Annotated in this window: 16 protein-coding genes; 5 read left to right on the top strand and 11 right to left on the bottom strand. The window is 53.7% G+C overall.

Features of this window, described 5'->3' with window-relative positions; genetic code table 11:
- Positions 1–17: 17 nt before the first annotated feature.
- From FV139_RS12340 to FV139_RS12305, 8 genes are all read right to left on the bottom strand, one after another.
- Positions 18–410, bottom strand: a complete 393-nt coding sequence (locus FV139_RS12340; RefSeq protein WP_148068763.1) for a hypothetical protein — start codon at positions 408–410, stop codon at positions 18–20.
- An 89-nt stretch (positions 411–499) separates the two neighbouring features.
- Complete coding sequence (locus FV139_RS12335) at positions 500–3,019, bottom strand: helicase domain-containing protein (protein ID WP_148068762.1); 2,520 nt, start codon at positions 3,017–3,019, stop codon at positions 500–502.
- An 8-nt stretch (positions 3,020–3,027) separates the two neighbouring features.
- On the bottom strand, positions 3,028–3,957 hold the full coding sequence (locus FV139_RS12330) for a hypothetical protein (RefSeq protein WP_148068761.1): 930 nt from the start codon (positions 3,955–3,957) through the stop codon (positions 3,028–3,030).
- Positions 3,957–5,582, bottom strand: coding sequence for a DUF3696 domain-containing protein (locus tag FV139_RS12325; RefSeq protein WP_148068760.1), 1,626 nt, complete (start codon positions 5,580–5,582; stop codon positions 3,957–3,959). Before FV139_RS12325 ends, FV139_RS12330 begins: the two co-directional genes overlap by 1 nt.
- Positions 5,583–5,721: 139 nt before the next feature.
- A complete protein-coding gene (locus tag FV139_RS21060) occupies positions 5,722–6,885 on the bottom strand; it encodes a restriction endonuclease subunit S (RefSeq protein ID WP_187276512.1) in 1,164 nt (387 codons plus the stop codon).
- A complete protein-coding gene (locus FV139_RS12315) occupies positions 6,882–8,447 on the bottom strand; it encodes a type I restriction-modification system subunit M (protein WP_148068759.1) in 1,566 nt (521 codons plus the stop codon). Before FV139_RS12315 ends, FV139_RS21060 begins: the two co-directional genes overlap by 4 nt.
- Positions 8,448–8,498: 51 nt before the next feature.
- The gene (locus FV139_RS12310) at positions 8,499–11,984 is read right to left on the bottom strand and encodes a DEAD/DEAH box helicase family protein (RefSeq protein WP_148068758.1); all 3,486 of its coding nucleotides are present in this window, start codon (positions 11,982–11,984) and stop codon (positions 8,499–8,501) included.
- Positions 11,985–12,012: 28 nt separating this feature from the next.
- Positions 12,013–13,515 (bottom strand): sigma-54 interaction domain-containing protein, encoded by a 1,503-nt coding sequence (locus FV139_RS12305; RefSeq protein ID WP_148068757.1) that lies wholly within the window; start codon positions 13,513–13,515, stop codon positions 12,013–12,015.
- Between the two features lie 266 nt (positions 13,516–13,781).
- Here FV139_RS12305 and FV139_RS12300 point away from each other — a divergent pair, with 266 nt between their 5' ends.
- From FV139_RS12300 to FV139_RS12280, 5 genes are all read left to right on the top strand, one after another.
- The gene (locus FV139_RS12300; protein WP_148068756.1) at positions 13,782–14,747 is read left to right on the top strand and encodes an ARPP-1 family domain-containing protein; all 966 of its coding nucleotides are present in this window, start codon (positions 13,782–13,784) and stop codon (positions 14,745–14,747) included.
- A gap of 90 nt (positions 14,748–14,837) precedes the next feature.
- On the top strand, positions 14,838–15,143 hold the full coding sequence (locus FV139_RS12295; protein ID WP_148068755.1) for a hypothetical protein: 306 nt from the start codon (positions 14,838–14,840) through the stop codon (positions 15,141–15,143).
- A 9-nt stretch (positions 15,144–15,152) separates the two neighbouring features.
- Positions 15,153–15,425 (top strand): helix-turn-helix domain-containing protein, encoded by a 273-nt coding sequence (locus tag FV139_RS12290; protein ID WP_148068754.1) that lies wholly within the window; start codon positions 15,153–15,155, stop codon positions 15,423–15,425.
- Positions 15,422–15,619 (top strand): HNH endonuclease, encoded by a 198-nt coding sequence (locus FV139_RS21380; RefSeq protein WP_148068753.1) that lies wholly within the window; start codon positions 15,422–15,424, stop codon positions 15,617–15,619. The genes FV139_RS12290 and FV139_RS21380 overlap by 4 nt, the downstream gene beginning before the upstream one ends.
- The gene (locus tag FV139_RS12280) at positions 15,616–17,277 is read left to right on the top strand and encodes a DEAD/DEAH box helicase (RefSeq protein ID WP_148068752.1); all 1,662 of its coding nucleotides are present in this window, start codon (positions 15,616–15,618) and stop codon (positions 17,275–17,277) included. The genes FV139_RS21380 and FV139_RS12280 overlap by 4 nt, the downstream gene beginning before the upstream one ends.
- 56 nt (positions 17,278–17,333) lie before the next feature.
- On the opposite strand, the gene FV139_RS12275 is transcribed toward FV139_RS12280, so the two are convergent.
- The 3 genes from FV139_RS12275 to FV139_RS12265 form a co-directional block, all read right to left on the bottom strand.
- Complete coding sequence (locus FV139_RS12275) at positions 17,334–18,197, bottom strand: phage integrase N-terminal domain-containing protein (RefSeq protein ID WP_148068751.1); 864 nt, start codon at positions 18,195–18,197, stop codon at positions 17,334–17,336.
- A 701-nt stretch (positions 18,198–18,898) separates the two neighbouring features.
- Entirely contained in the window at positions 18,899–19,477 is a 579-nt protein-coding gene (locus FV139_RS12270; protein WP_148068750.1) for a DUF2857 domain-containing protein, read from the bottom strand.
- 15 nt (positions 19,478–19,492) lie between these two features.
- Positions 19,493–20,914: a ParB family protein gene (locus FV139_RS12265; protein WP_148068749.1), complete on the bottom strand. Its 1,422-nt coding sequence runs from the start codon at positions 20,912–20,914 to the stop codon at positions 19,493–19,495.
- Between the last annotated feature and the right edge of the window lie 87 nt (positions 20,915–21,001).

The raw sequence follows: 21,001 nt of genomic DNA, 5'->3' as shown, positions 1-21,001 counted from the left end.
TCTTGGTGGCGTTTATCCTATTTATCGAGGCGAAACTCTATCTCAAATTTATCACCATCCCACTCGGTAATTTCTCCAATCCAGTCAGTTTTTGGGTGAAAAGTGTTGCCGAGATTGGAGGCTGCACCACCGGCAGCTATAACCTCGGGCTGTTTCGACTTTGCGATAATTGCCCTGACGGGAAGTCCGTCTCTAAAGGCCTTTTCCAGATACGCTGTGAATTCGTTGTTACCGGCCCCACTCCAGCGGGAAACCTTATCAATGTAGGTCATCGTATCCTTGCTGCGTTTTTCAAAGAACTGGTTCCAAAGACTAACAACCAACTCATTGGATTCACTAACAGCGGAAACAGACCACTGCACATTTTTCTGAATGGCCCCAAATTTAGCGAATGCTTCAGATATCAGCACGGAATTTACGTTTCCTTCGTCTAGGATCAGCGCAGGCTGATCAAATAACCAAATGATTTCTCAGGGGAATACACCCAGATTTACGTCAACTAATGAATATCAATGAGGTGAAGCCTCTTTCGAGACCTGGAAACAGTAACGTATGCTGAGTTTGCTTCGATGTGGTTTTCAAGGTCAAAGTGGTTAAAGTACGGTGCTATCACAACGTCAAACTCTAGACCCTTGGTTGGTCGTGGCGTCGTGAAATGAATATCGATCTTCCGATTGAGGTCGCGACTGTCTTTAGAGTACGTGCTTTCACGAAAAAACATGCTGATATCATCGCGCAATTCTGACTCAAGCTGCTCCGCCAGTTCGTCGGTCGGTAGAATGACAGCAACCGATCCAAAACTCGCATTCTCGATATATTTCAGGACATGTTCCTTCGCCGTCTCGAGCCCACATGTATCGCTTGTAAGATCGTCACCATAGATAGGCTCTGGCACGCCAGAAACGGACACACTCCCTTCTTCGGAAATTTTGGCCCGAAAATGTAGTGAGTGATTGGCCAAATTCTTCGTCTGGCGCTTGTTTTCTGTCAGTTGAGCTACTTCCAGTTCTGAAGAATTAGCATTGGGGAAGCACGCGGATAGCGAACTTACCTTCCCAACGTACAGCTGCTGCTTGAAATCACCAACCGCGGTGACAGCACTGCGCCTTGGATCCGCCTGGCGCCCCATCAAAAACACCTCAATTTCAGTAAAGTCTTGAACCTCGTCTATGAAGACTGTTGAGCTATACCTAGGTTCAGCTAAGAAAGCTGCAATACGTTTCTGGTCTGTTTCTGAGTACGTGTGCCCCTTGGAATAAAGCTCACAAATAGCCAGAAGCACGTTCATATCGGCATTTGTAAGTCGCTGATCAGCCTCTCTCGATGCAACCTCCTTGACTTCCAGATCGCCATACTTGGCTGAAAGCCCTTCTAGCGACTCAAAATACCAAGAGGTAATAAGCGGCATGTTCCCGGCTGTTGTGTCCATGAACATCGCTTGACGAAATTCCGTCCTCGCGCGATCTCGGATACTGTTTTTCAGCCAATTCTGGATTCTACTCGGGAACTGACGGCCATTGAATGGGAGTAGCGGCTCGTCAATAACGTCGCCTCCCCTGGGACGCGTGTGCCAACCACCCTCGTAGTAGTACCAGCGCGAGTCTTCACTAACGAGATCATAGAACTTCTCGTAGTAGCCCTTCAATCGTTTCGCCAGTCCCTCTCCCAAGAATCTATCTTCTGGAGTATTTTCTGATTTATCGATATAACTAATTAGTTCGGAGGAGACTATGTCCCAAACCTGGTGCAGCAGGCTCGCATGATCCACCCTCAACTTTCCGAGTCGCGCATCCTCCATCTTTACGCGGTCAATCCAATCTGCGCGCTTCTGCAGGCAGTCACGAATTTCGCCAAGGAACTTGGTGGTAAGCGAACGCTCAACATCACGTAACCAATTCATGGATGACTCAAAGGGCTGCCCAGAAGACCTTAGTGCAGAGAAAGCGCCCTTTGGATTTCCAGGTATCTTGAGTTGTAGTATCTGAGCGCGCTGACGAAGTAGATCACTCTGGAGATCCTTAAACTCTCTGACTCGCATATTTGGCAGCCCGAGCTCGTTCACCGCCTTCTCCAAATAGATGATCAGTTGCTTATTGAGCACAAATCCTGTCATAGAAGACTGGTCTGCAAAGAACTCATCTCGCTCCTCAACACTGTATCTGGCGTCATGAAGTTGTTTTACTCGACCCAGCGCAACTGAAGTCTTTCCTGATCCAGCAATACCCTCCACGATCAACAGGCCGCGGGCCGGCCGGCTCATTAGTTCTTCTTGAGCTTTGGTAGTACGCGTATAGAAGTTGGAACCGAGCGACTCGGACTCATCCTCTGAAATCGGCCCATCGCCCAGATCCATTGAAATTTCAGCCAAATCACCGACTTGCTCCGAGTACCTAGCCTTCCAGCTGTCAACTGCGCTTCTTACGTTCGATAGAACCATCCTAGAGTCTGGATCTTCAAGAAGCACGCTCAGATACTGCATCTGACTGAAAGTATCCAGGCGGCCAGCGTCGAAACGATCCAGTAGATCAATCGATATAACCTCACACTCGCCCTGCTGAGGAAGTTCTATGACATCCCCAACCTCGGCAGGCGCAAGCTTACGAGATACAGGCGCTAAACGATTAACCACGTTAAGCAATTCACCACGTGCACCCTTAATAATCGAATAGTTCGCTTGGGAAACGCGGTACTTCAGCTGTTCGCCGCGTTCATTCTCTAGAGTGACAACTTTTCCGAAAGCCCTACGGCGCAACTCTTCAAGGACCTCAATCGTCGCGTGCTTATGTGTATTTACTGTGTCTAGAGCATGCGGATTCGCCAGAGCGGTCGATATATCACTGTTGCGCTGTTGTTCGAGTTCTGCATCAACTTGGAGGTTGAATATATCCAATACGCCTATTTCGTGGTCAGCTTCAGCTACCAAGCGAACCTCATCACCTGAATCAGCCAAAGCCTCCCACACACTGTCTTCTGGTTCTTGACCGAGCAATGAGGAAATTTGTTTACGAATTTCGTCCATGACTGCTTCTACTCCTGGGCTGTACCGACTACTCTAAAGTTATCTAACGATTGGAAAACTGTCGCCTCAGGCCGGTAACGGTTCCATTCAGTATTCAATTTCTGAGGTTTCATCATAGTTACGTCCGTCACCCCTTCCTGGGCATCCAACTCAGACGGAATATTGAAACCCCTATCGAACCTAATCCCCGCTCGTTCCGTCATGAGGTATCGAGGGTGCACTTCTTTCTTACCTGAATCCTTCCACCAATAAAAAATCACCTCAAAACCAGCGGTCAAAAGCGGAGGGATATTTTGTCGTACCAGGGACTTCTCGTGCTCTAGATCAAAAGGCTTGCCTTTCTCGACTGCAAGATCAGATGTATGTACTTCCACCTTTGCGAAGTTGCGCCGCTTTCCCATTCCGGCCGCTTCGAGCAGGCACCTCAATCCTTTTTGATAGCCCCGACGACCGGAAAAGTACGGGTCTACGAACTTTATACTTTTACTATTTGCCAGCAAGAGGCAAGTCGCTTCCGAGTAACTCTTGGCCTTCTTCTGAATCTGAGTATCATGCAGATCATCGAAATCACTGTCGCTCAGTCCCCAAATATCGCATACATCGTCAGCGTCCGCTTCGTGTGGAGTTACTATTCTATGGAAAGGCTTACCGTCACGTTGAGCACGGGCGTTCTCAAACCAACTTTTGTCGCCCAGATAGGGTCGCCCACTACCAACCAGGTAACCTTGTTTTAGATCACGAAGTCGCTCTTCTACCTTTGAATACTGTGCAGAGCCGTATAGTTCCTTCCTAGCTTTCTGCGAGAGGTCCCTTAACCAGGTCTTGGGGAACTCAGGTATCACGGCCCCATTGTGAAACCCAAATCTAGCCTCTATGAGAGCCAGAGCCTTCCAATCGGCGATTGTATCTGGGTCTACAGCAAACTCAGCCAGCAGCATCAGAAAAGCTCCTCCGCTCGTTCGCCAAAGAAACCGTGCGGCCAGCGATCAATGAACTCGCCATCTCCATCAATTCCCATCGGTATTAAGCGAGTCTCACCTTGCACGCAGTCGACATAAACGACATTGATATCTTCCGGCAGTACAAAATCCCTGATCCCGGATATGGTACCGCTGACCTCTCCCCCGCCTGCCTCTCGTATTCGACGAAGTATGCGCAGCATCAGATGTTCGCTATGGGTCTCGATAAGGAATGTCTTATCCCTCAACAGTGCTGCCTGGATGAATAAGTCCCCAAGTTCCGCCTGCAGCCGGGGGTGAATGTGAAGCTCTGGCTGCTCAATGGAGAAAATTCTCAGCCTTTCTGACAGGGCGCCAACTATCACAGGTAATAGTTGAGAAATGCCGACGCCGACATCCTCTGGGTTGACCTCAATACCGCGACGCTCGTCCCTCAGGAATACCTGTTTCTCAACCGGGACTTCATCCAGGAGCATGTCAAGCTCATCCAAGACTGACTCCTCTACCCTGCCCGACTGAATCAAGGACATAACCCGAGAAGCCAAGGCTACTTTCTTGTACTCTTCTATCTCTACGCTGTAACCGGTTTTGAGTCCGAACTCGCCAGAATCATCGTGCATCCAACGATTAATTTCGTTCAGCAGATGCTCCTCTTCATGGAATAAGGTATCCCATGCAGCAAGCCCATTAGCCCAATCGTATTCGGTCGCCTTTCGCGGACGATACCCTCTGGGTGGTATCTCCCTTATAGGCCCCAGGTATTTAAGCTCTGAAAGCTCATCGGCGGCCGTCTCCAGCACACCAAGAATTAATGTAGACAGTAGTGCCCGAAACTCTGCCTTGGAATCGACTCCTTCTCCATCCTCGACGGACCAGATATCAGCCAGTTTCAAAGGCTGCTTGTGAAAGGGAAGTGCATTCTCTGCATCTTCCAATCCAATCAAGCAGGTACCATTCGACTCGAGATACCTCTCCTCAATTACGCCTCCAAACAACTCGTACAAGCCGCCTTCTACGAATGGATTATCAACCAAACAGGCACTGTGGTTTAAAAGAAGCTTTGTTATTTCAACCCTACGAAGATCGCTGCTCGCGTGAATCGAGACAAAGTGATCACCATTCAATCCTAGGTTAAAATGACTAACATAGGGTCTTTCACGCAAAGAGCTCCATGACACCTCAAGAGAAAAGTCAGCGGAATTTATTTCGCTAGTGATAAGCGCAAGGTCAAAACTGCCAATTTCACGCGCATTGGCATTCCTGGCTTCGAATCGTTCCCGGAAAACTTCGGCCGCCTTCGTTTCGACGAGGTCGACACTTGAAAGGTCAAGCTTTAGACCAAGGCCAACACTCCAATCCAGATTATGTTGATGAACGAACTGTTCAAAGCCACCGAGATTAATAGAACCGCCCCCCAGGGAGGTTCCGTCGGCATTTATTGCGTGGAGATTCAGGATGTCATTAAGGTAATTCAGCGCGTGCAGCACAGTGCTCTTTCCCGCACTGTTCTGACCAAAAAACAGGTTGATCGGCTTTAGGTCGTATTGGACTCGTCGACCTATACCTTTGAAACTCTCAATTTCTAGAGACGTGATTTTTCTCATCGTTTCAGCCTTTGTCTATTTGAGTACGAGCGAGGTATTCAGTCGATTAACGCTTCGAAGATTGTTGGCTGGCTGATTGAATAAAGTCCAACTGATCCTCTACGCTTTCAGGCATCTCAGTTTGCTTATTGTCCACGGCTTATAGCTCTCCTGAAAACGCTTTCTGGCTGAGAGATCTGAACAATGGGATTGCCTCCGCTCCCTCCATTGCCGATTTTATGTGCATTACTCGACCTACTATCGAGGCGTACTCCATCTGCAACTCTATAGGAGGCAGTGGAAGCTCAAACTCCCGGATCATTCCCAAATTTAGGTTCTTTTGACGCACGCCTCTCCGCTGAGAAAGATAGTGGTGCTTTGCGACCATTATGAACGAGTAAAACCACTCAACATTGACCGATGCATTTGGCTTCAAATTTGCACAAGCTTGATTACTCGATGAATCTTCTCTCAATATCGAAGCTTTGAAGGCCGCCGTATCATACATTCCCAGCAAAATGCTTCCGGCATTGAAGACCCTTGCGCTTGTATTCTCGATAGCGTCCTGTGTGATTTTTTCAACTGAGCCAGAAAGATATCTGGAATTCAACTCCCCCGCTGAATACCAGTTTATATCGCCGTCAAAATACTCAGGAACTCTCCTGGAGGGTGTTCCACCACTCGACCAACTCCCTAAATCTGAGAATGCCTTTCTTTCCCATTTTTTTGGGTTGGTTACCGGATCACCAAACATTTCCAGAAAAACAGCGCGTAGGAACTCGTCAGCGAGCTGGATTGCTTGCTGGCGTTTGCGGCGGAGGTTGTCGGCCTTGTCGAGGATCGCCGCGATACGTTTTTGATCGCTAAGCGGTGGAAGAGGTATGCTGATACTCCTCAATAGTGGCATATTCAAGCCAGCTCTATCCTTATCACCCGTTAAATTGCGGATCTGGCGATATTGAGACTTCAGGTAGTAGAACAGGAATTCTGGGTCAAGCTCGTCTTTGCTATTTGGATTAATAGATACCACCGATTGATTGCAAGTCGCATTTTCGATTCTAAGGAGAGCAACTGTACCGCGGGTCTTCCCTTGTCCATTGAGAGCTATCAAGACACTATCTTTGGGCAAATAGCGCGCGTTGGAATTTTCGACTGCCTTCGTCGTTATCCGTTTTTCACAATCAAATATCTCGCCTTTATGTATATCCCCAGAAACAATCCACGGAATGTCGCCGCCTTCATAATATTCAGGTTCAGAGGTTTTAGGGGTTCCACCCGTCATAAGGTTACAAACTGCACCAATTTCTACAGCTTGCCATTTCACAGCATAGACTCCAGCTCTTTCAGCTTGTTATGAATATCGCCTTCCAATTCTATTAAGCGGCCTAAAATTTCCTTAGGAGGCTCATAATTCTCTTCCTTATAAGAGACTTCTTTATACCTGTTTATGGACAGGTCGTACTTATTCCCAGCAATATCTGTCTTCCCAACGAAAAACGCTTTGGCAGTCTTATCGCTCCAACGCTCTACCGATTTTCCCGCAGCTGCCAGCTGGCTATATTCCAACCACTGATCCACTAGGTCTGGCAGATCATCGCTGCCCTCTCCACTAAGAGGGGTTCTCTTGTCATCCAATGAAAATCCATCCGCCAGCAGGTCGTAAAACCAAACCCGATCCGTCTGGCCACCTTTGGTAAAGATCATCACCGCGGTACTCACACCCGCATAGGGCTTGAACACGCCACTTGGGAGGCTAACGATGGCCTCCAACTGGTTATCTTCAATCAGGGTTTTTCGCAACTGTTGGTGAGCTTTGGAGGAACCAAACAACACTCCATCCGGCACGATCACCGCGGCTCTACCGCCAACTTTTAGCATCCGTAGAATCAGGGCAACAAACAGCAGCTCGGTCTTTTTGGTCTTAACAGTGCGAAGGATTTCCGGGTCGACATCCTCCTCGTCCAGGCTACCTTTGAAAGGTGGATTTGCCAGAACGAGGTCAAAGCTTTCTCTGGCTGATTTTGGGAAACGCTCAATGAAACCCTGGCTGAGCGTATCCTGATAGTGGATATCCGGCTCGGTAACGCCGTGCATCACCAGGTTCATTGCTGCAATGCGCAGCATGGTGGCGTCGAAGTCGAAACCGTGAAACATGTCTTTGTCTACATGCTCTCGGTGCTCAGCCAATAGATCGCCGGTGTAGATGACTTGCTCCTGCTCTTCGCCATTCTCATCAAGGACAACTTCTCGGATAGTGCCGTCCTTTGAGCTGTATTTTTTCAGCATGAACTCATAGGTCGTACTCAGGAACCCTGCCGTACCGCAGGCGGGATCACAGATACGGTCGGTTGCCGACGGGTCCATCATATCAACCATGGCGCGAATAATGTGCCGCGGTGTACGGAACTGGCCGTTAATGCCCGCTGTGGTGAGCTTGCTCAGTAGGTATTCGTACAGATCACCCTTGGTATCACCCTGGTTCAGGGGAAGATCGTTAACCATGTCGATAGCCTTACGCAGTAGCGAAGGCTTTTGAATCATGAGCTGGGCATCCTTCATGAACTCGGAGAAGAGGGAGCCTTCGCCGCTGGACGTCTTGAAGAACGGGAACAGCTCGTCGCGTACCACTCGCAACAGCTCGTCGGCAGATTCGATGTGTCGAAAGTTCTGCCATCGCAGGTGCTGCTGTTCGTCGGAGAAACGACGGCTGAAGGTTTTCCCGGATCGTTCGGCCCGTTTCTCGTCGCTGGTCTCGTTCATGTCCAACAGACGGGCATACATCAGGAAGGTGATCTGCTCGATCACCGTCAGGGGGTTGGTTACACCCCCCGTCCAGAATTCCACCCAGAGCTTGTCGATCTTGCCTTTCAATGCGCCTGTAATCATTGTCTTGTCTTTAAACTGCTTGCTGCCTGGCTAGCCCAGGCAAACTAGTACTTAGCGTTTGGGTTGTTCTACAATCTGCTCGGATACCGGCAGCTCTACTTTTTTAACGGGCTGCTCTGCCTTGACAGTAAACCCGGCGACAAAACCCGCTATCAGGTGAGCCTGCTCGTCCTGGAACAGCCCATCGATACCATCGGTATGCAGTGACTTGAATGGCTGTTCGTAGAGGTCGGCAATCGTCATATGACCTCGACGACAGATTTCACTTTCCAGCAGGCCCAGAAATCGCTGCTGCATCGCATTCAGCTTGATGTGATGCTCCTGAACAAATTCGGTGAATTGTTGTTTGATCACGCTAACATCCAGGCCAACGATGGTACGTAGAAGCTGATCCAAACCGGCGGTCGAGTCCGGAAAGAACTCTGCGAGCAGGTTGAGGTCCACACGGGGGTTCTGTGTATGGACCATCGCATTCAGCTGAGCCAGCTCAGTTTCCGTTACTGGCTCCCCGGCGCGAATCTTCCGCAGCACAGGGTCTTTCTCGAACAGTGGCGTCAGCGTTTTCTCAACTTCCTGCCGGTAAATCTCGTAATCCACTGTGCGGATATTGGTCTTTCGCTCCTCGGTCAGGTACTCGCCCTCGTCTTCCTTGATATCCAGGATCCTCAGGGGCTGCGGGGGTGGCGTTGCGCCCTTGTCGCGCAGATGAATCACTCCACGTAGGCTTTGCCGCTGCTGCTCGAAATCATCGAAAGCCGCTACTTGCCAGAAATCGTCCTGCTGAATCTGGTTGATCTTCGCGGCCTTGTTGCGAACCTGATTCAGGTGCATGGACAGCGTTCGCACCTTGCCCAGTATCTGATCCTTAACCGGCTCGAGGAGGCCGGGCTGCGCCATCCGGGCGTACTGCGCATTGACGATGTCCAAATCGAATTTGAGGGCCTCGCTTTGCCCCTTGATGTTGCGCCACTGCATCAACGGGGCCATTTGATCAAACAGTAAGCCCTTGGTCACGGGCGCAAACTGGTGGAGAACGTCCACCTGGCTCAACTGCTGCTTGAGCGTCCAGTTGTCTTTGATGGCGATATTTTTATCGTCGAGGCTGTCAATATCCTGCTTGATCAACACGACCATCTTGCCAAAGGCGTCCATTTCACCGCGCTTCAACGCTTCTTCAGCGAAAGTAAGCCTGGCCTCGAACAGCTTCTGGCTGAGTGACTTGCTCTGGCGAGGGTCTTCCTCTTCCGGCTCCATCTCAAAATATTCGAAGTTGGCCCAGTGGTCGAAAATCAGAAACTTTGACTTGTCGTCGCTGCCGTCTGTGGCGGGGCCATACAGGTTCGGGCATAGACGCGTACCGCGGCCGATCATTTGCCAGAACTTCACCTTGGATTTCACGGGTTTGGCGAACACCAGGTTCAGCACCTCCGGGACATCGATACCGGTGTCCAACATATCGACAGAGATGGCTATGGTGATCTCGCTGCCTTTGCCGTCGGTAGCCTTGAAATCGTCGATAAGCTCCTCGGCGCGCTCGAATTTTGAGTGGATCACGCGGCAGAAGTTGCCTCCGTATTCGGGGTACATCTCAGCAAACAGCTGGGCCAACAGGTCAGCGTGCTGGATATTGCGAGCAAAAATGATGGATTTGCCGAGGGTCTGGCCATCTGCCAGTCGCTGACCACTCTCCATCAGGTTCTTTAGGATGGCGCGGTTGGTGTCTTTGTTGAAAACGGCTTTATCGAGGCTGGCGGCGTTGAAATCCAGCTCATTGGGATCAATGCCCTGCTCTTCCAACTCGGCGATCTGTTCATCGCTTAGGCTGTGGCCCTGGATACCCTCACGCAAGAACTGTGTGGTGTGGCTGACCACCTTGAAAGGGACCAGGTGGCCGTCCGCCACCGCCTGTTCCAGCGGGTAGTTCGCCGTCGGCATTTTGTACTCACAACCGAACAGCTGGCTGGTTGACCGGCTGATCATCTCTACCGGAGTGGCTGTTAGACCCAGCTGAAGTGCATCGTAGTACTTAAAAATATCGCCGAAGACGTTGTAGATAGAGCGGTGAGACTCGTCGGCGATAATGAGGTCAAAGTAACCTGGATCAAACTCTTCCATGATGCGCATCATGCCGGGGTATGTGGCAATGTATAGCTGAGCCATCCCTCGATCGACCTTCTTACTCTTACCAACAATATACAGCGGCTCACTCAGGAACTCGTTGTATGCCTTGCCGGCCTGCTTGCGCAGCTCCTTACGATCACACAGGAACAGCACGCGCTTGGCCCAGCCGGCATCAATCATGCGCTTGGTGAGCGCGATGGCCACACGCGTCTTACCCGTACCTGTTGCCTGCACCAAGAGCGCCTTACGGTGATTCGCAGTAAAGCGCTCACATACGCGGGTGATGGCTTCAATTTGGTACATCCGCCCGGCGATGTCCGTATCGATGGGGGTGGCGCTCAAATCCTTACGGGTAATTCGCTGTCGAATCAGGTATTGCAGGCTGTCCTTGCCATAGAAGCTGTACAGTTTTCGCGGGGTAGCCTTCTGTGCGTCATCCCAGATGTAGATATCGTGTCCATTGGTGTAGAAAATCACCGGACGCTGGCCATGCGCCTTTTCTAAAGCGTCCGCATAGAGTTTGGCTTGCTGTCGGCCCTTTTCGGCATTCTCTCGTGTGCGCTTGGCCTCGACGACGGCTAGCGGCTTGCCATTGTCGTCGTAAAGTACGTAATCACAGTAGCCAATACCCGATTGCGTCGGCTGGCCATCAACCTCGACTTCAAACCGGACTTCCTCGGTATCCTTGCCTTCGACGAGGTCGATATCCCAACCGCGGCTGTGAAGCTCGCTATCGATCAGGCGCCGACGCGTCTGGGCTTCGTTGAGTTCGAGAAGGTTCTTGGCAACCTCGCTTGCCTTCCTACGCTGCGCAAGCGCGGCATCATCCAATTGCTGTTTAAGGTTGGCAGCTTCCGCCTGCGCCTGCTGCTCCGCCTTTTGGGAGGCTTCGAGCTCAGCCATTGCCTGGTCAAAACGGGCCTGGTGCTCGGCCAGGCGCTTCTGCAAAGCTTCAGCCTTCTTGGCAGAGAGCTTCTCTGCTGGCTGCGGTTCCACGAAGGGCTGCAGATCTGACTTATCGCCCTTCTTCAGCGACAGGAGTAACCAGGAGCCCAAAATATGAGCTTCTTTCAGTAACCACAGACTGCTGCCTTTACCGAACTTACCCTCGTGTGCGGCTTTATTACCTTCCTTGCGTATGGCATGCAGCTTGTCGATGATGGCGGAATCAACTACAGACGCGAACGCGTTGTTCTCCAGGCGATCAATGAACTTGTCATTGGGGTAGCTGGGCAGAGACCACTCGCGATAGACGATACCCACCAGCTTCTCAGCGAAGCAGCGCAGCTTGATCAAAGCACTCTGTGGGTCATCGAATACATACTTCTCCGCATGACCGCCCAGATTCGCCAGGTCTGGCCAGTGAGGTCGAAGCATTTCGAAGTTCTGTGATGTCATAGGTTCAATTCTGTCCATGTTGCCCCTTGAGCAAGGGGCATGCCAACTATTCCTTTAGTCCTACATCTTCTATCCACTTATTCAGTGTCTGGTAGTTATTGAGCCCTAGTTTTTCGGCCGATTTGGTTTTGTTATTGCCCGTCTCCGCTAACGCTTTCTTGATGTAGTGACGCTTTAACTCCTTTATAACATCCTGAATATCAAAAGAATTATCCAGGCTCCTACCCAAAAGGTCACCCGCCTTTGCGGGCCGCTCCAAGAGTGCTTCACGCATTTCGCGCTCAGTGATGGTTTCACCGACTGACCATACAGCCGCGCGCGTAAGGCTCGCCTGTAGCTCCCTGACATTGCCCGGCCAGCCATGAGACTTCATAACATTTATTGCCTTAGCAGATAATTTTTTATGCTTATAGCCGGAATCCAAGTCCAGCTCCGCCTCATTTATGTCCTTGAGAAACTTATCCGTCAGCAGCATCAGATCCCCTTCTCGCTCTCGCAAAGACGGAAGATTGATAATTCCCACGGCAATTCGATAAAACAGGTCCTCCCGAAACTGTCCCTCCACCACTTCAGCCATAAGGTCGCGATTTGTTGCTGCTATCACACGTACATCGACCTTTATCCTGCCCTTATCGCCGACGCGAGTGAAGGTGCCATCATTGAGTACTCGCAATAATCGCACCTGTGTATCTGCAGGCAGCTCTCCGAACTCATCCAGGAAAATGGTGCCGCCATCGGCCTCTTGAAACCGCCCTACCCTATCCGCGACGGCTCCAGTAAACGCACCCTTTTTGTGTCCAAACAACTCACTATCAGCGAGGTCTTGCGGAATAGCTCCGCAGTTAACCACTACGAATTCAGAATCAGCCCTTGAACTGGACTCGTGGATTGCCTCTGCAAACATCTCCTTGCCTGTACCCGACTCGCCGAGAATCAAGACGGGAATATCTCGCTTAGCAATCTTCTCAGCCTTCATAATCTGTGCGTTCATTAGCGGGCTCTGTCTGATGATGCTCTCAAACGCCGGAGGTGTGGCTGCCTGGCCGGCGGCCATCCTTCGCAAGTTCGCGTCAGACTCTGCACGAATGTTAGGGATGTAGTCTGCTGCGATATCGAAGGGCATTATGAAATCAGTTATGCCCTGTTCTTCTGATGCCTCGAGCATCGCTGCGGGAAAGGCGGTCTTGCACATCAAGATCCAAATTGTCTGCATTTGAGGCGTACCGGGACTTATTAGGACCGACATATCCTCGAATGAAATCTCTGCAGACAGTGCTTTCATTAACTTACTGGCGGCCTGGTAAATGTCCCCATAATGAACCGGAGTACTTAAGTCAGCTTCATGGAGGTGAATCTCGACATTTACCTGGGCACCAAGCCAATCACCATAGGCATGAACTTCATCGCGGTCGTAGTTATATAACAGATGCACCTTCGCATGAGGCCTCTCCTTTAGCGTACTCAGAATCGGGCCAGGTTTATCGCTGATCCCTCTAGACGCATCCAGGTCACGGCCTCCTACCCAGCAGACAAGCGCTTCTTTTGTCATTTACCTAGCCCTTCTCACTGCGCACACATTCAAAACGAGGCCCGAGGCCCCCGCACCCATCAATATAACAAATATATTTATTTTGTGAATGTGTTTTTTATGCCTCAACTTGCAAACAAACACTCAAACTGAACTCTAAACTAAGATTTTTAAATAATTAATCCTTGATAATCAATTAGTTATTAACATCCCTCTCCCTTCAGGCAAATACCTGGCACATCTCCTGCTAAACCTAAGTCAACAGCATATTTATTTCTGGATAGGCAATGACAGTGTTACCACCCAAGAATATCGTTTTTGGCCAGCCAAAGGAATTCCGGGGACTGGCGATCGCGCCAATCTTTAATTTCACGCAGGAGTCAGACCTTAGCTACATGACTCTGGACCAGGCGTTTGACAGGTCCGGCGTCGAAATAACTGAGACCAGTGACTCAGGTAGCGTTCCCGAGCTCAAGCTCGAGAACAAACTGGACAGCCCCGTACTCCTGCTCGACGGCGAGGAGTTGGTAGGCGCAAAACAGAACCGGGTGGTCAACCTCACGCTGCTCGTGCCCGCCCAGACCACAGCAGTCATACCCGTATCCTGCGTGGAGTCGGGCCGCTGGTCTTACCGCTCTGAAAACTTCGAGCGTACCGACCGGACCCACTTCGCCCGCGGCCGGGCCAAAAAAATGGCCTCTGTGAGCCGCTCAATGCGGCAATTGGGCTCTCGGCGCAGTGACCAGGGCGAGGTGTGGTCTGAAATTGATCGCAAGTTCTCTGTAATGGAGTCCACATCGAATACATCGGCCATGGCAGATATGTATCAGGGTGTGGCGCCGACACTTGATGAGTATGTAGGCGAGCTCGAACCTGAGGCTCGCCAGGTGGGTGCTTTCTATTTTCTGCACGGCAAGCTCGTGGGGATGGATCTTTTCGACAAGGCCACTACCTACGCCAACCTGAACGGCAAGCTCATCAAGAGCTACGCCATAGACGCACTTGAATCTGCCCCCGTCGACCGCCAGAGAGCCTCACTCTCAGAGGCACTGCGCTTTCTTGAAATTATCGAGGGCGGGCAATGGGAGCGCTACGACTCCGTCGGCATGGGCCAGGACCATCGTCTTCTCTCAGGCCATCTGGCCTCGGCAGCATTGGCCGTAGAGGGCCAAGTCGTCCACCTGTCAGGGTTTGTGACGGAGCAAGCGCCCTCGGGCTATCGCCCGGGACGCAGGCACAGGCGGAGCCTCTAACGAGGCTCTGAAGGGGAACACCCAATAGGGCCGCGGCAAGGACGCCGCACTAACTGAATTTCAACGACACCGATGCACGGGAGCAAGCGCATGAACAAGCCTAAGAAAGTTCGCCAGATCTACGCGGAGCTCCAGCGTGTATACGGTGGCGAAATTCCATCTCACGAATTACTGGAGTGCGCGTCGCTGATTGCAGATGCAGCGGATGACTCCGTCAGCCCGTCGCCCAGGACTGCATTTCATGGGCGCACGCCGTTTTCAGAACTTCCAGTGGATGAGGTGATGGAGCGCTGGAGCTGGCGGATCGTGAGCCAGGAGTACTCGTCCGAAGATGACTTCGGACCCCACATATCCCAGGAGACTCTCTTGGAACACACGCTTTCCATGGCGGCATAAGGAAGAGCTATGTCATACAGCAGAACTCAATTGGTGCTGGGGGTAAAAGAGCACCTCCTCGCAGGCCACCCCATCACGCAGCTCGAATGCATTGTTCTCTTCGGCGTGCCCAGCCTGACCAAGGTGATTTCAGATATGCGCAGAGACGGATATGTCATCAAGTCGAAGCGCGTACCGTTCGTGGCCGCACTGAGAAGGATCAACGAGTCCGCAACGCTGGAACCACCACGGAACCTTCCGGTTAAGGAAGTGACCTTGACGGAGTACTGGCTGAGCCGATGAACAGGCGATTCAGCAAGCGACAGAGGCGAATCTTGGCTTGGATAGCCGGGGGGAAGTGCTGCAGTTGCGCCAAGCCGCTTGACCAGCAGTTTCATGCAGATCACGTGTTGGCCTACTCAAAGGGCGGTGCCACCACAACAGACAACGGGCAGGCGCTGTGTGCGACCTGCAATCTACGGAAGGGTGCAAAATGAAAATCAAACTGCGTAATTGGCAGCGTGAGGCACACAACAAGGCCATCGATTGGCTGGTTGCTCGTGGCGAGGATCGTCATTTCCTCATCAATGCGGCCCCGGGTGCGGGCAAGACCCTCGCGTCCTGCGCTATCGCTGAAACACTCATTCAGATGGGTGAGATAGAACGGGTTATCGTGATCGCGCCGCGAGCAGAAGTCGTGAACCAGTGGGCTGACGACTTCCGGTTCGTCACCGGTCGTCACATGGCCAAAGTCACCGCAGCAGATGGCGACATTGAAGGCCTCTCCGTCGATGTTTGCGCCACCTGGGCTGCCATCCAGGATCTTCTGCCAGAGCTGCAAGCGGTGTGCAGGGCCAACAAAACCCTGGTGATCTGCGATGAGCACCACCACGCCGCGGTAGAGGCGGCATGGGGCCGCGGTGCAGACGGCGCCTTCGCGGACGGTCGCTATGTCCTGGTGCTCACAGGCACCCCCATTCGCTCAGACGGAGCGGAGTCTGTATGGCTCGCTTATGACGACGCAGGTGCCATCGACCATCCCGAGGACGGCACCTATACCCTCACCTACGGCGAAGCTGTTGATCTGGGTTACTGTCGCCCCGTTACTTTCCACCGCCACGAGGGTAAATTCACTGTCGATCTGGATGGTCAGGAGGTGAAGGTTTCTGGGCACGAAAAGGCAGAACTTCCGCCCGAGCTGAAGCGGGTTCACGGGCTTCAGAAGGCCCTGGACTTCTACAGGCTGGCCAAGACGCCGCAATTTGAAAAAGACCAGGTAACACCCCTACAGGACGGCTACCAGGCGACCATGATCGAATGGGGCAGCAACAAACTCTCTGAGCTTCGTCATCGTATGCCCGAGGCGGGAGGCCTGATTATCGCCCCCAGTATCCAGATGGCCGAATATATGGTCGACCTACTCGAGCGCATTGAAGGCGAGAAGCCGATACTGGTACACAGCCAGATGCCCAACCCAAATGCCAAGATCCGCGCCTTCCGAAACACGGACAAACGCTGGCTGGTCTCGGTAGCGATGGTTTCAGAGGGCGTGGACATCAAGCGCTTGCGAGTCCTGCTCTACCTGCCTAACGCGCTGACTGAGCTGGCATTCCGCCAGGCAGTGGGTCGAGTAGTCAGGACGATGGGCACGGACGACGACACCCGGGCTTACGTGGTGATGCCCTCTTTCCAACTCTTCGAGGATTTCGCAAGGCGCGTTGAAGAAGAGATGTCTCCGGCAGCTCGCGGGGGTGGCGACACCCCAAAGCACAAGGTCTGCAAGGAATGCGGACACGAGTGCGAACTCGGTGCAGCGGCCTGCCCGGTCTGCGGACACGAATTCCCCAAGGCGCCCGAGCGACTGAAGCCATGTAGTGCCTGCGGCGCACTGAACCCGATGACTGCCAAGAGCTGCCACGCCTGCGGCAATTCTTTCGAACAGGCTTTCAAGCTCACTCTGGATGAAGCACTCCGAACAGGCGCTATAGTTCGCGGAATCGACATTGAAGAAGAAGAAGTGCAGAGCGCCGAAGAGATTGCACCAATTGTCCGTGGTCGGATTCTCAGGAGTGGCGATCAGAGGCTGGTAAAAATCATTCAAACCCTGCCTGATGAAAGCTGGGCCCGGCTTCGTTCAATCCTGGAGGCAAACTAGTATGCACTGGACAACACACTAAACCACTAAATACTTACGGCCAGTCAAATGCCGTGCTAACCCAGATAGACCCGGGTAATTTCGAGCCTGGAATGCCCAAGCTCCTCACTGATGGTCAGGCGACTTTGCTCATCAAGGACACGCTGCTCCGCTGTTAGGGCACCACGACTGGGCCCTCCTGCACTCGGTGACGGCCACCCAGTCAGTTCCTGATAACGCACCTGCGCGTAGGCATGCCGTAATCCGTGCAGCTTCGACAGCCCCGCCCGCGCAGTCCACCGTTCATAGGTGCGCAGTTGCTGAACATAGTTCCTGTTCGCCGGAATCAGTGATCCTTTTCCCGCCAGTCGATGCGCCTGCTCGAGCACGCTAAGCTGGTCCTCCGTTCGAATCGGGATGATGCGTGGCCGGCCCCCCTTGGTCCAACTGCGCTTCAGGTACAAGTGATCGCCCCGGTCGGCATAGCTTGGGTTAAACTTCATCGCCTCCTCGCGTCGCAAGCCGAAGGCCCGCTGCAACTGCAAACTCATCACCACGTGGACATCCCTGATCTGGGCCAGTTGCCCGGCGCCAACCTCGCAGGCCTTGGAGGTCTGACTCACGAAGGTCCGATTGGGTATGCCGTAGAAGTCGTTGGAGCGGGCAATGACGTTGCTGCGATTGACGCGGGCCGCCCACCACCGTAGCGCGTTCATGCGGTTCTTGATCGTGCCGGCGCCCAGCCGCTGTCGCGTCCAACGCTCGACAAGCGCCTCGACGTGTTTGGGTTTGAGCGACCGACTGGACATGCCGCGGTAGCCCATCTCATGCAGCTGATCCGCGATCTGGTTCAGCATATGGCGGCGCGCCGCCTGCGTGGACTCGCTGCCCTCGCGGTTGTCGTAACACAAACGTTTCAATTGGTAGTTCAGGTCTCTCACAGTGTCGACTCCCATCGCTGAGTGTTTATGACCTACCGCGGGCTCGTAGCCCGGCTGGCTCGCTAGCGCGAAACGGTCAAGGGACACCACTCCCCGGCAACCTGAAAGTGCCTACTCTCAGGCAACACCGCCGGATCCCGGAGGGAACCGAACCGGTGCAGACCAATTAGCCCCCCAGGGGCAACGTCGTGATGGCGATGACTTCTCCTCCCTTTTTTTGTACTGCGGCACCATCGCCGCGGGTTGCATGAAACGTCGTGCGGGCACGACGCGGTTACGATGCTGACCAGGTCAGCGGTCAGAACGACAGGCTATTGCCTGGTTCCGGATGGGCCGATCGCCCAGATGCCACACTGTCGCAGTGGCCGCGTTGAATTCGTCAATAGCGGTGCCAGTGTAGGTGCGCGTCATCTGGCCGTAACCCCGCTATTCATCCTGGCGCCGGCGCGGTTTGCGGGCGCAGCGCCATTGTCACTACATCGCGCGGCGCGGTAGTGACAAGGGCGACAGTTCGCCGTGTTCAGTTCAGATCTCGACTTGCACAGCCCGCGGCAGCCTCCCGTCACTCAGGATGAGCTACGACAGTGGCATTGTGGTTGAGGAATTTGACCCGACCGGGAAACACAGTTTTCCAGCGACTAGGTTTTTGATTAGAGTCTAATCACCCGGTAACCGGGAAACGGGCGGATTGGCCGGCGCCACTAGCGACGCGGTATGCCCTCGGGATTTCCGTACTGTGTCCAGCGTCGGGTCAGGTGCCAGATGGCGCGCAGGTCCACGTTGGTCTCCGCTCGGAGTGCCAGGTAGTCTTCGGCTGTCAACAAGGCGTCATCCTCATCCTCGACCCGGGCTTTCCACGCCGTCCACAAGGCGTGCGCTTGCGCCTCGTCAGGTTCGGCCGGGCGACCCACGGCCGGCTTCAGGGTTAACAGGCGGCGCCACCGGGTGTACTCCTTCGCGCCCAACCCGAACAGGGTCTGCATCATGTCCTGTGGGGCGTCAGCCTTGATCAGCGTCTGCTGCATTTCCTCCGAGGCCCGCAGTTGGCGGATATGCTCAACCATGTGGCAGAACACGTCACGATTCAGGTCCACCCGCAGGCAGTGAACGCGGATGGCGTCGATGCGATAAAGGTCCGCGATGTTCAGGCGCTGCAGGGCGTCGATTTCCCTCGGCCCGAACCCTAAGTCACGCAGCGCCGACTGGTCCGCCTCTGCCAGACACCGGATTGCATAAAGCAGCACTGCCGTGATCAGGTCCGCCTCTTTGGTGGTAGCCATGGTCCTCTCCTGTCCCTATGGGAGTGGCTGACCGGCGTCCCGTGCGACCCGGTGCAGGGCGCGGCAGTTCTCCATCAGCGCCACGAGGTTTTCCCAATCCGCATCCGGCAGCCAGTGCCACAGCCGGGCAGCAAGGGAACCCGCCTCCAGTGGTTCCAGTGGCACCACCGACCCAGACGGGGTCGGCTTCACATCCGCGCACGCGGCCAGTTGCCACCACAACGCCGCGCCCCATCGCACCGCATCCGTATCCGGTAGATCTGTGCCTGCCGTATCGGGCACTGCCTGTACCGCGAAGCCCACACCCTGATCCGTGAGAGGTTGAATCAGGGTCCCCAGCCCGTGGGCCTCGGCAAGCTGCCGGGCCAGTCGATACGCCCGATGCCTGAGTTGGTTCAGTTCGTGCTCCGTGCCGGCATCGGTCTCGCCGTTTTCCTGGGCTTTTGCAGGGGCCGTCGCTCCGGCCTGTGTCGACGTCGTCGCGGGTCGCGGGTTAGGTGGATTTCGGTGTCCCCTACCAGCTGCTGGCGCCACTTCTCCGGGAAGTTCCTGCATTGATTCAGCGGCTGGGCATTCCGGCGCAACCGCCGGAAATGGCTGGCCAGCGATCAAGGCCTCCAGTTCAAGACGCACGAGTGCGATATCCGCGTCCGCCGCATCGGCAATCTCCATTTCAATTGCGCCCCGCAACACCTCGGTGACCCAGTCCGGGCTGTCGTAGCGACGACACAGCGCGGCGAAAATGGCATCGAATTCCCCGTCGGAACCCAGGGACCTGCTGAGCCAGAGGTTGCGCGCAGCGCGCTCCAGTGCCTGGATCCGCACCACCTGCGGCGTACCCATGCCGGCCGACAGCGCCTGGGGAATCAGCGGCCAAAGCGTGTGTACCGCGTAGGCCATCCGGGAGATCAGCGTCTGGCTGAAACTCAGACCCCGTGCGGTAATCAGTTCCGATAAACGGCGCTGGGAAAGCGGAGCACCCGGCATTTCCGCCTCGAGCAGTGCTTTGGCTTCGAACACGGCGCGGGCCTTGTCGATAAAGTGCAGGTTGTCGCGCAGCTCGTTCTCGCGCAGGTGTGACAACAGCACATCCGATTCCGCAACCCAGGGTTTATAGACGCAGTCCAGGTAGCGAAACGCATCGTCGCTGGTTTCCTGATACAACGCCCGCAGGGCGCGCAAGCGGGAATTACCCCCGGCCAACAGCATATAGTCCGTCTCGCCGGGTCGACGCGTCACCACCAGGGGCTGGTCCAGCCCCTGAGACCGGATCGAGGCCTTGATCCGTTCGTACTCGCTGTTCCGGCAGCGCCGCGGATTGCGGTCATAGCCACGAAGCCGGGTGACTTCCAGTCGGATCAAACGGGCCTCTTCCGGCACAGTATTCGGCTCCGGTGGGGTGAGCGGTACGCGATGATGTTCAGGCTCGGTTGTCATGGCGTCTCATCGCCCGCGTTCAGCGGGCTAACGGTTTTTGAAGCTGTCCGGAACGGGAAGATGACTTTCATCACCCCGGTCAAGCCA

This window comes from Parahaliea maris, from assembly GCF_008064665.1.
GTDB classification, from domain to species: domain Bacteria; phylum Pseudomonadota; class Gammaproteobacteria; order Pseudomonadales; family Halieaceae; genus Parahaliea; species Parahaliea maris.
The sequence above is the reverse complement of the archived record's forward strand: the minus strand, read 5'-3'. Positions and strand labels throughout refer to the sequence as shown.

Coding starts and splice junctions, on each gene's coding strand:
- FV139_RS12335 (WP_148068762.1), bottom strand. CDS start 3,019: ATGGACGAAATTCGTAAACAAATTTCCTCATTGCTCGGTCAAGAACCA.
- FV139_RS12330 (WP_148068761.1), bottom strand. CDS start 3,957: ATGCTGCTGGCTGAGTTTGCTGTAGACCCAGATACAATCGCCGATTGG.
- FV139_RS12325 (WP_148068760.1), bottom strand. CDS start 5,582: ATGAGAAAAATCACGTCTCTAGAAATTGAGAGTTTCAAAGGTATAGGT.
- FV139_RS12315 (WP_148068759.1), bottom strand. CDS start 8,447: ATGATTACAGGCGCATTGAAAGGCAAGATCGACAAGCTCTGGGTGGAA.
- FV139_RS12310 (WP_148068758.1), bottom strand. CDS start 11,984: ATGGACAGAATTGAACCTATGACATCACAGAACTTCGAAATGCTTCGA.
- FV139_RS12305 (WP_148068757.1), bottom strand. CDS start 13,515: ATGACAAAAGAAGCGCTTGTCTGCTGGGTAGGAGGCCGTGACCTGGAT.
- FV139_RS12300 (WP_148068756.1), top strand. CDS start 13,782: ATGACAGTGTTACCACCCAAGAATATCGTTTTTGGCCAGCCAAAGGAA.
- FV139_RS12295 (WP_148068755.1), top strand. CDS start 14,838: ATGAACAAGCCTAAGAAAGTTCGCCAGATCTACGCGGAGCTCCAGCGT.
- FV139_RS12290 (WP_148068754.1), top strand. CDS start 15,153: ATGTCATACAGCAGAACTCAATTGGTGCTGGGGGTAAAAGAGCACCTC.
- FV139_RS21380 (WP_148068753.1), top strand. CDS start 15,422: ATGAACAGGCGATTCAGCAAGCGACAGAGGCGAATCTTGGCTTGGATA.
- FV139_RS12280 (WP_148068752.1), top strand. CDS start 15,616: ATGAAAATCAAACTGCGTAATTGGCAGCGTGAGGCACACAACAAGGCC.
- FV139_RS12270 (WP_148068750.1), bottom strand. CDS start 19,477: ATGGCTACCACCAAAGAGGCGGACCTGATCACGGCAGTGCTGCTTTAT.
- FV139_RS12265 (WP_148068749.1), bottom strand. CDS start 20,914: ATGACAACCGAGCCTGAACATCATCGCGTACCGCTCACCCCACCGGAG.